Genomic DNA, 7,784 nt, shown 5'->3' with positions numbered 1-7,784 from the left:
CGGCAGCAGCGACAACATCAACACCACCTACACCGTGGACGCCTCGTCCTCGGCCGCGGACGGCACCTGGAAGCTCCGGGTGACCGACAACTACTCGTGGGACCAGGGCTACATCGACGCCTGGAGCCTCCAGTTCTGATCGCCCCCGGCGACGCCCGGCGGTGATCACCGCGAGTGACCCCTGAGCTCAGCCCCCACGGCCCCGCGCCGTGGGGGCTGAGCCGCGTCCGCCCTGGATCCGGCGCGGCGCCGTGAGCCAGGCCACGTCCCGCCTCGACCGCCTCCCCGTACCCTGGGCGCGTGCTGCGAGACGATCAGGCCGTACCCGGCGGCGCCGGGATCAAGGTCGCGCTGTCGACGGCCTCGGTGTATCCCGAGACCACGGCGGCGGCGTTCGCGATGGCCGGACGGCTGGGCTACGACGGCGTCGAGATCATGGTCTGGACGGACCCGGTCAGCCAGGACGTGGACGCCCTGCGCCGCCTGGAGGACCACCACGGCGTGCCCGTGCTCGCCGTCCACGCCCCCTGCCTGCTGATCACCCAGCGGGTGTGGTCCACCGACCCGTGGACGAAGCTCCAGCGGGCCCGGGCCGCCGCCGAGCGGCTCGGCGCCTCCACCGTCGTCGTCCATCCGCCGTTCCGCTGGCAGCGTGGCTACGCACGGGCCTTCGTGCGGGGCATCGAGCGCATGGCCGACGAGACGGACGTCCGCTTCGCCGTCGAGAACATGTACCCCTGGCGCTACCGCGACCGCGAGATGGCCGCCTACGCGCCCGACTGGGACCCCACCAACGACGACTACCGGCACTTCACGCTCGACCTCTCCCACACCGCCACCGCCCGCAGCGACACCCTCGCGATGCTGGGCCGCATGGGGGACCGCATCGGCCACGTCCACATCGCCGACGGCAACGGCTCGGCCAAGGACGAGCACCTCGTCCCCGGGCGGGGCAAGCAGCCCTGCGCCGAGGTGCTGAGCCACCTCGCGACCAGCGGCTTCGACGGTCACGTCGTCGTGGAGGTCAACACGCGGCGGGCCATGTCCTCCGCCGAACGCGAGGCTGACCTGGCCGAGGCGCTCGCCTTCACCCGCCTCCACCTCGGCGCCGCCGCCCGCCGGCCCTGACGTCTCGGGGCCGAATCCGTCTCACCATGTGACGCCGGTGTCCGGATCATGGGCGGCTCGGCGTACGCTCGAAGGCCGGTGGCCGCAGGGTCACCCGGCACCGTCACCCATCACCCGACGCAGGGAGTGGAGCCCAATGCCCGAGCTGAGGTCCCGCACCGTCACCCACGGCCGCAACATGGCGGGCGCCCGCGCCCTCCTCCGCGCCGCCGGCGTAGCCCGCGAGGACTTCGGCAAGCCCATCATCGCGGTGGCCAACAGCTTCACCGAGTTCGTCCCCGGGCACACGCACCTCCAGCCCGTCGGCCGGATCGTCTCCGAGGCGATCAAGGCGGCCGGCGGCGTCCCGCGCGAGTTCAACACCATCGCCGTGGACGACGGCATCGCCATGGGCCACGGCGGCATGCTCTACTCGCTGCCCTCCCGCGACCTGATCGCCGACTCCGTCGAGTACATGACCGAGGCGCACTGCGCCGACGCGCTGATCTGCATCTCCAACTGCGACAAGATCACGCCCGGCATGCTCATGGCGGCCCTGCGGCTCAACATCCCCGTCGTCTTCGTCTCCGGCGGCCCCATGGAGGCCGGCAAGACGACGCTGGTCGACGGCACCGTGCGCAGCAACCTCGACCTCGTCCACGCCATGTCCGAGGCCGTCAGCGACACCGTCTCCGACGAGGACCTGGAGCGCATCGAGGAAGCCGCCTGCCCCACCTGCGGCTCGTGCTCCGGCATGTTCACCGCCAACTCCATGAACTGCCTCACCGAGGCCCTGGGCCTCGCCCTCCCCGGCAACGGCTCCGTGCTCGCCACCCACACCGCCCGCAAGGAGCTGTACGAGGCCGCGGGCCGCACCGTCGTCGACGTCGCCCGCCGCTACTACGACGAGGGCGACGAGACGGTCCTGCCCCGCAACGTCGCCTCCCGGGCCGCCTTCGAGAACGCCATGGCCCTCGACGTCGCCATGGGCGGCTCCACCAACACCGTCCTCCACCTGCTGGCCGCCGCCCAGGAGGCCGGGCTCGACTTCACCATGGCGGACATCGACGCCGTCTCGCGCCGCGTCCCCTGCGTCTGCAAGGTCGCGCCCAACGGCAACTACCACATGGAGGACGTCCACCGGGCCGGCGGCATCCCCGCCATCCTCGGCGAGCTCCAGCGCGCCGGTCACCTCCACGAGGACGTCCACGCCGTCCACAGCCCCTCCCTGGCCGACTGGCTCAAGGAGTGGGACATCCGCGGCGGCGCCCCCTCCCCGGAGGCCACCGAGATGTTCTACGCCGCCCCCGGCTGCGTCCGCTCGGCCACCGCCTTCTCGCAGTCGGAGCAGTGGGAGTCCCTGGACCTGGACGCGGCGAACGGCTGCATCCGCGACACCGCCCACGCCTACTCCGCCGACGGCGGCCTCGCCGTCCTCCACGGCAACCTCGCCGAGGACGGCTGCGTCGTGAAGACGGCGGGCGTGGACGAGTCCATCTGGACGTTCGAGGGCCCCGCCGTCGTCGTCGAGTCCCAGGAGGACGCCGTCGACGCCATCCTGAACAAGCGCGTCAAGGAGGGCGACGTCGTCGTCGTCCGCTACGAGGGCCCCAAGGGCGGCCCCGGCATGCAGGAGATGCTCTACCCGACGGCGTTCCTCAAGGGCCGCGGCCTCGGCGCCCAGTGCGCCCTGGTCACCGACGGCCGCTTCTCCGGCGGCACCTCCGGCCTGTCCATCGGGCACGCCTCCCCGGAGGCGGCGGCCGGAGGCACCATCGCCCTCGTCCAGGACGGCGACCGCATCGCCATCGACATCCCGAACCGCACGATCGAGCTGAAGGTGTCCGACGCCGAGCTGGCCGCCCGCCGCGAGGCCCTCGGCGGCGTCTACGCGCCCAAGGCCCGCGAGCGCAAGGTCAGCCAGGCCCTGCGGGCCTACGCCGCCATGGCCACCAGCGCCGACAAGGGCGCCGTCCGCGACGTCCGCCTCCTCGGCTGACTCCGGCACCGGACCCGTGAGCGCCGTCGCCCCCTCGGGCGGCGGCGCTCTCGCGTGACCGCACCCGGTCGCCGGGCGGCCGCACCGGGCGACCGGCCCTGCCCGCCGCCCGCGTCGGCGGCCGGGTGTGCGGCCGAGAGGAATTCCCATTTTAGTAGAACAGCAAACAAGCTCTCCCTCTCCACGTTACCGCCCGGGATCACTCCGGAAGCCGGGCTCCGAGGGCGGATATTGTTGACCGAGACGTCAGCAAGTGCCACTGGAGGGGGGCACGTTGACTGGCTCGTGGCCAACGAACTAATCTGCGAGACGAGTTACCGCTGCTTGGCGGTCGGTCACGACCTAGGGGGGCTGTCGTGCTCGTCAGTGGGCATTAGTTGCCTAGTGAACTTCCTAATTCCGCTCGGGGGCTGCGGACTTTGATTCCCGGGCCCTTCGCCCGGAGATACTCCGTCGTCGGGCGCGGGGTTCTTCACCGGCGCCCTGAAGCCTCTGGACCAGGCAAAGACGGGGGATATGGTGTTTGACGCAAAGGATGCCGTCGAGCATCCGCTGTGCAGTGACCGTTTGACCGACGTGTGCACCGACGACCATCAGGCCCGCCCCGATCCCATCGACCAACGGCTGGCGCGGCAGGAGGACTTCGCCGACAGGATGGACCGCGCGCTGCTGGAGGCGCGCGCGCTGATCGACTCGACGGTGTCACTGCACCGCCGTCGCCCGGCGGACGGGCCCCTGGTGGTTCCGGCGGGCGAAGCGGACGCGGGCGTCATCGCGGAGCGGCTGCTGAAGCGTGCCAGGAAGTCGGTCTCCGCCTCGGTGTGCAGTGACGAGGAACAGTCCCTGTCCGCTTTCGAGGCCCTCTCCCGCTACCGCCCCCGGTCGGCGGCGCGGTCGGCCGGCGGAGGCGCCGCCACCCGCCGGCCGACGGTCCGTCTGCTCTGCGGCCCCGACACCGTCGAGGCGGCCAACCCGCCCGCCGCCGAGTTCCGGGAGCCGGGCTGTGAGATCCGGGTGCTGGCGGACGGCCCGCCCGAGATGATCGTCATCGACCAGTGCTTCGCCCTGATCAAGGCCGCGCCTGAACTTCCCGGCCGCATCGCCATCGTCAAGGACCCCGCGTCCGTCCGCGCCCTGGAGATGCTGTTCGCGTGCTCCTGGGCGGGCGCACACCCGCTGGACGACCATCTCCGCTTCAGCCAACGGCTGAGCACCCCCTTGGCGCTGGGCGTCCTCGAGCGACTGCGCCAAGGGCACACCGACGATGTGGCGGCCCGGGAACTCCACGTCTCCCTGCGCACCTACCGGCGGCACGTGGCCGCGGTGATGAGTGAACTCGGCGTCACCTCACGGTTCCAGGCGGGGGTACGCGCGGTCCAGCTCGGTCTGCTGCCCCGGCGTCGTCCGGAGGCACCGGTTCTGCACGGTCCGTCCGGCGATCACGAGATGGAGCGGGTGTGAACGAGCCCGGGGCGCGGGAGCCGTCCGCTGCCGGAGAGGGCGATTGCGGTTCACCGATGTCCGGCTCCGACGATGACCTTGAGGCGGGCCTGCTGGCGTTACAGAGGCTCCTTGAGGAGACGGTCGAGAAGCACCGGCGTCGGATGGAGCGGGACTCCCTCATCACGGCCGTCGGCCCGGACAGCGAGGGCGTGGCGAGCTCGGTCCGCCAACTCGCCACCGAGGTGGAGGAGTCCGTCGACGCTGTGCTCGCGGACACCGAGTCCCTGGACGCGGTGCAAGCCGCCTGCGAGGAGCTGATCTCCGCCCGGCGGGATGTCCGGGGGCGGCTGCTGTGCGCCCAGGGGCTGTTGAACCAGGGCCTGATACCCCGCTGGATGCTGGAGCATCCGTGTACGGACGTCCGGGTCGCCCGCCTGCCGATGCTTCAGGTGGTGATCGTCGACAGCCGCGCCGCCCTGGTGACCACCCCGTCCACGGCCGGCCGGCAGGCCTCGGTCATCCGCGCCGCGACCGTGATCCAGACGTTCGGCACGCTCTTCGAGAGCCTGTGGTGGCATGCCGTGCCCGTCGAGGACCGCATCGAATTCGGTGACCGCAGGCAGGCGCAGACGGCTTTACGGATCTTGGAATGCCTCCTGGCCGGAGTCACCGACGAGGTCGCCGCCCGGGAGCTGTCCGTCTCGCTGCGCACATACCGCCGTCACGTAGCCGACATCACATCACTGCTCGGGGCGAGCTCCCGATTTCAGGCCGGAGTGCGGGCCGCGGAACTGGGCCTTCTTCCGCAAAGCTCCGACCGGAAACCGGGATTTCCGCCGCAGTGACGGAACGGCGTCGACTTCCGTCACGTCGCGCAAATCGTATGCCGTCGGCAGCGTCGGCTCTCATTGTGGTCCGTGGGTGCGCCGGAATCCATCCGAGCGTATCCGACGGTTAACTTCCGCCTCTCCGTGGAAAATCCGCCCGGCTCACGCTTTGCACCGCGCACACACCTCTCACGGTTGAGTTGCTGGCAGCTTGATGCACCGATGCGTCCAGCGCCGTGATGCAGCGTGCGGGCGTGGTCACTACGTGCGACGTTCCGGGGAAAGCTTGGCAAGAAGGTGTCTTCGAGAGGCGCTCGACCGGTGTCCAGGTACCGGCCTTTGGCACGCTGATGAACAGCGCGGCTTGAGCAACGGTGCTCGTCGCAGAGCTTCACGGTCGCGGTGAACAGACCACACCGCGACGACGTCGGAGACACACAAACGGGGATGGCGAATGACCAGCGCAGTTCTGCCGGGCGACCGTCGGTCGGTTCCGGAGTGACCGGATCGAGCGGATCGCGACCGGCCGCCGTCTGAGCGGCGAGGGCGCGGCCCGCAGCCCAGGGTGATGGCGGCCGCGATCCAGTGGCCCCGATACGGAGAGTACGTGGCATGAATCCAGTCGAGAACCTGGTCGCGTCGCTGCGCCCGGGCGGGGAGGCGTAAGCGTGGCCACCGACAAGAACGACCTCGTCGGAGCGCTCCGGAAATCGGTCAAGGAGACCGAACGGCTCCGGAGGCAGAACCAGGAGCTGGTCGACCGGGCGAGTGAGCCCCTGGCGATCGTGGGCATGAGCTGTCGCTTTCCGGGTGGCGTGACGTCGCCGGAGGAGCTGTGGGACCTCGTGGCGTCCGGCCGTGACGCGATCACCGAGTTCCCGGACGACCGCGGCTGGGCGCTGGACCGGCTGTACGACCCCGACCCGGACCACCCCGGCACCGCCTACACACGCGAGGGCGGGTTCGCCCCCCAGGTCGCCGACTTCGACGCCGAGTTCTTCGGCATCACGCCCCGCGAGGCCGCGGCCACGGACCCGCAGCACCGGGTGCTGCTGGAAGGCACCTGGGAGGCGCTCGAGGACGCCGGTATCGACCCGACGACGCTGCGCGGCAGCGACACCGGCGTCTTCATCGGCACCATGTACTCCGACTACCAGGTCATCGCCGGCATGAGCGACCGCCGCGAAGAGATCGAGGGATACCTCATGATCTCCTCCGCGGCCAGTGTCGCCTCCGGGCGCATCAGCTATACGTTCGGGTTCGAAGGCCCGGCCGTCACCGTGGACACGGCGTGCTCGGCCTCACTGGTCGCCATCGCCCAGGCCTGCGCGTCCCTCCGGTCCAGGGAATGCTCTCTGGCCGTGGCCGGAGGCGTCACGGTGCTGTCCCAGCCGAGCATCTTCGTCGAGTTCAGCCGCCAGCGCGCCATCTCACCGGACGGCCGCTGCAAGGCCTACGGCGCCGCCGCCGACGGCGTCGGCTGGGGCGAGGGCTCCGGCCTGCTGCTGCTGGAGCGGCTGTCGGACGCGCGCCGCAACGGCCACCGGATCCTGGGACTGGTGCGGGGCGCCGCGGTGAACCAGGACGGGGCGAGCAACGGCCTGACGGCGCCGAACGGCCCGTCGCAGGAGCGGGTGATCCGCTCGGCGCTGGCCAACGCGGGGCTGCGCCCGTCCGACGTCGACGCCGTCGAGGGCCACGGCACCGGCACGCGGCTCGGTGACCCGATCGAGGCCGAGGCGCTGCTGGCCACCTACGGCCGCGAGCGACCGGACGGCCCGCTGTGGCTCGGCTCGGTGAAGTCCAACATCGGGCACACCCAGGCCGCCGCCGGAGTCGCCGGCGTCATCAAGATGGTGATGGCCATGCGCGAGGGCGTGGTGCCTCCCACGCTGCACGCGGACGAGCCGTCGCCCCATGTGAACTGGTCCTCCGGGGCCATCAGACTGCCGAACGAGGCGCACGCCTGGCCGGCGTCCGCGCGTCCACGTCGGGCCGGCGTGTCCTCGTTCGGTATCAGCGGCACCAACGCGCACGTGATCGTCGAGGAGGCCCCCGAGGAGGTTCTTGAAGAACCCCCCGGGGAGACGCCGTCGGCCGAGGCCCCGGTGACGTCCTCCCCGGTGCTGCCGGTGCCGATATCGGCCCGGAGCGAGGCCGCGCTGCGGGAGCAGGCCGACCGGCTGCGCGCCCTGCTGATCGCCCGCCCGGAGATGTCCGTGGCGGACACCGCGTACTCGGCGGCGACGACTCGGGCCCACCTCGACCACCGAGCAGTGGTCGTGGCCACCGACCGCGGCGCCCTGCTCTCGGGCCTGGGCGCGCTCTCAGCGGCCGAGCCCTCCGAACATCTCGTCGAGGGTCGGCAGTTTGCCGGTAGGCCGGTGTTTGTGTTCCCGGGGCAGGGG

Annotated in this window: 6 protein-coding genes; all 6 read left to right on the top strand. The window is 71.3% G+C overall.

Going from position 1 to position 7,784, the window contains the following annotated elements:
• Positions 1-139, top strand: a 139-nt coding sequence (locus HPT28_RS26240) for a proprotein convertase P-domain-containing protein (RefSeq protein ID WP_219094438.1), incomplete at its 5' end; no start/stop codon positions are given.
• A 161-nt stretch (positions 140-300) separates the two neighbouring features.
• Positions 301-1,128 (top strand): sugar phosphate isomerase/epimerase, encoded by an 828-nt coding sequence (locus tag HPT28_RS26235; RefSeq protein ID WP_308119534.1) that lies wholly within the window; start codon positions 301-303, stop codon positions 1,126-1,128.
• Positions 1,129-1,264: 136 nt separating this feature from the next.
• Positions 1,265-3,106, top strand: a complete 1,842-nt coding sequence (gene ilvD, locus HPT28_RS26230; protein ID WP_219094432.1) for a dihydroxy-acid dehydratase — start codon at positions 1,265-1,267, stop codon at positions 3,104-3,106.
• Positions 3,107-3,622: 516 nt separating this feature from the next.
• Complete coding sequence (locus HPT28_RS26225) at positions 3,623-4,567, top strand: helix-turn-helix transcriptional regulator (protein WP_257579456.1); 945 nt, start codon at positions 3,623-3,625, stop codon at positions 4,565-4,567.
• A 56-nt stretch (positions 4,568-4,623) separates the two neighbouring features.
• Positions 4,624-5,394, top strand: coding sequence for a transcriptional regulator (locus HPT28_RS26220; protein WP_219094430.1), 771 nt, complete (start codon positions 4,624-4,626; stop codon positions 5,392-5,394).
• Between the two features lie 650 nt (positions 5,395-6,044).
• The coding region (locus tag HPT28_RS26215) for a type I polyketide synthase (protein WP_219094428.1) at positions 6,045-7,784 on the top strand (1,740 nt) is incomplete at its 3' end.

Origin of the sequence: Streptomyces sp. JJ38, from assembly GCF_019303475.1 — a bacterium.
Lineage (GTDB): Bacteria > Actinomycetota > Actinomycetes > Streptomycetales > Streptomycetaceae > Streptomyces.
Note: the sequence above shows the minus strand (reverse complement) of the source record. Positions and strands in the feature narration are given on the sequence as shown.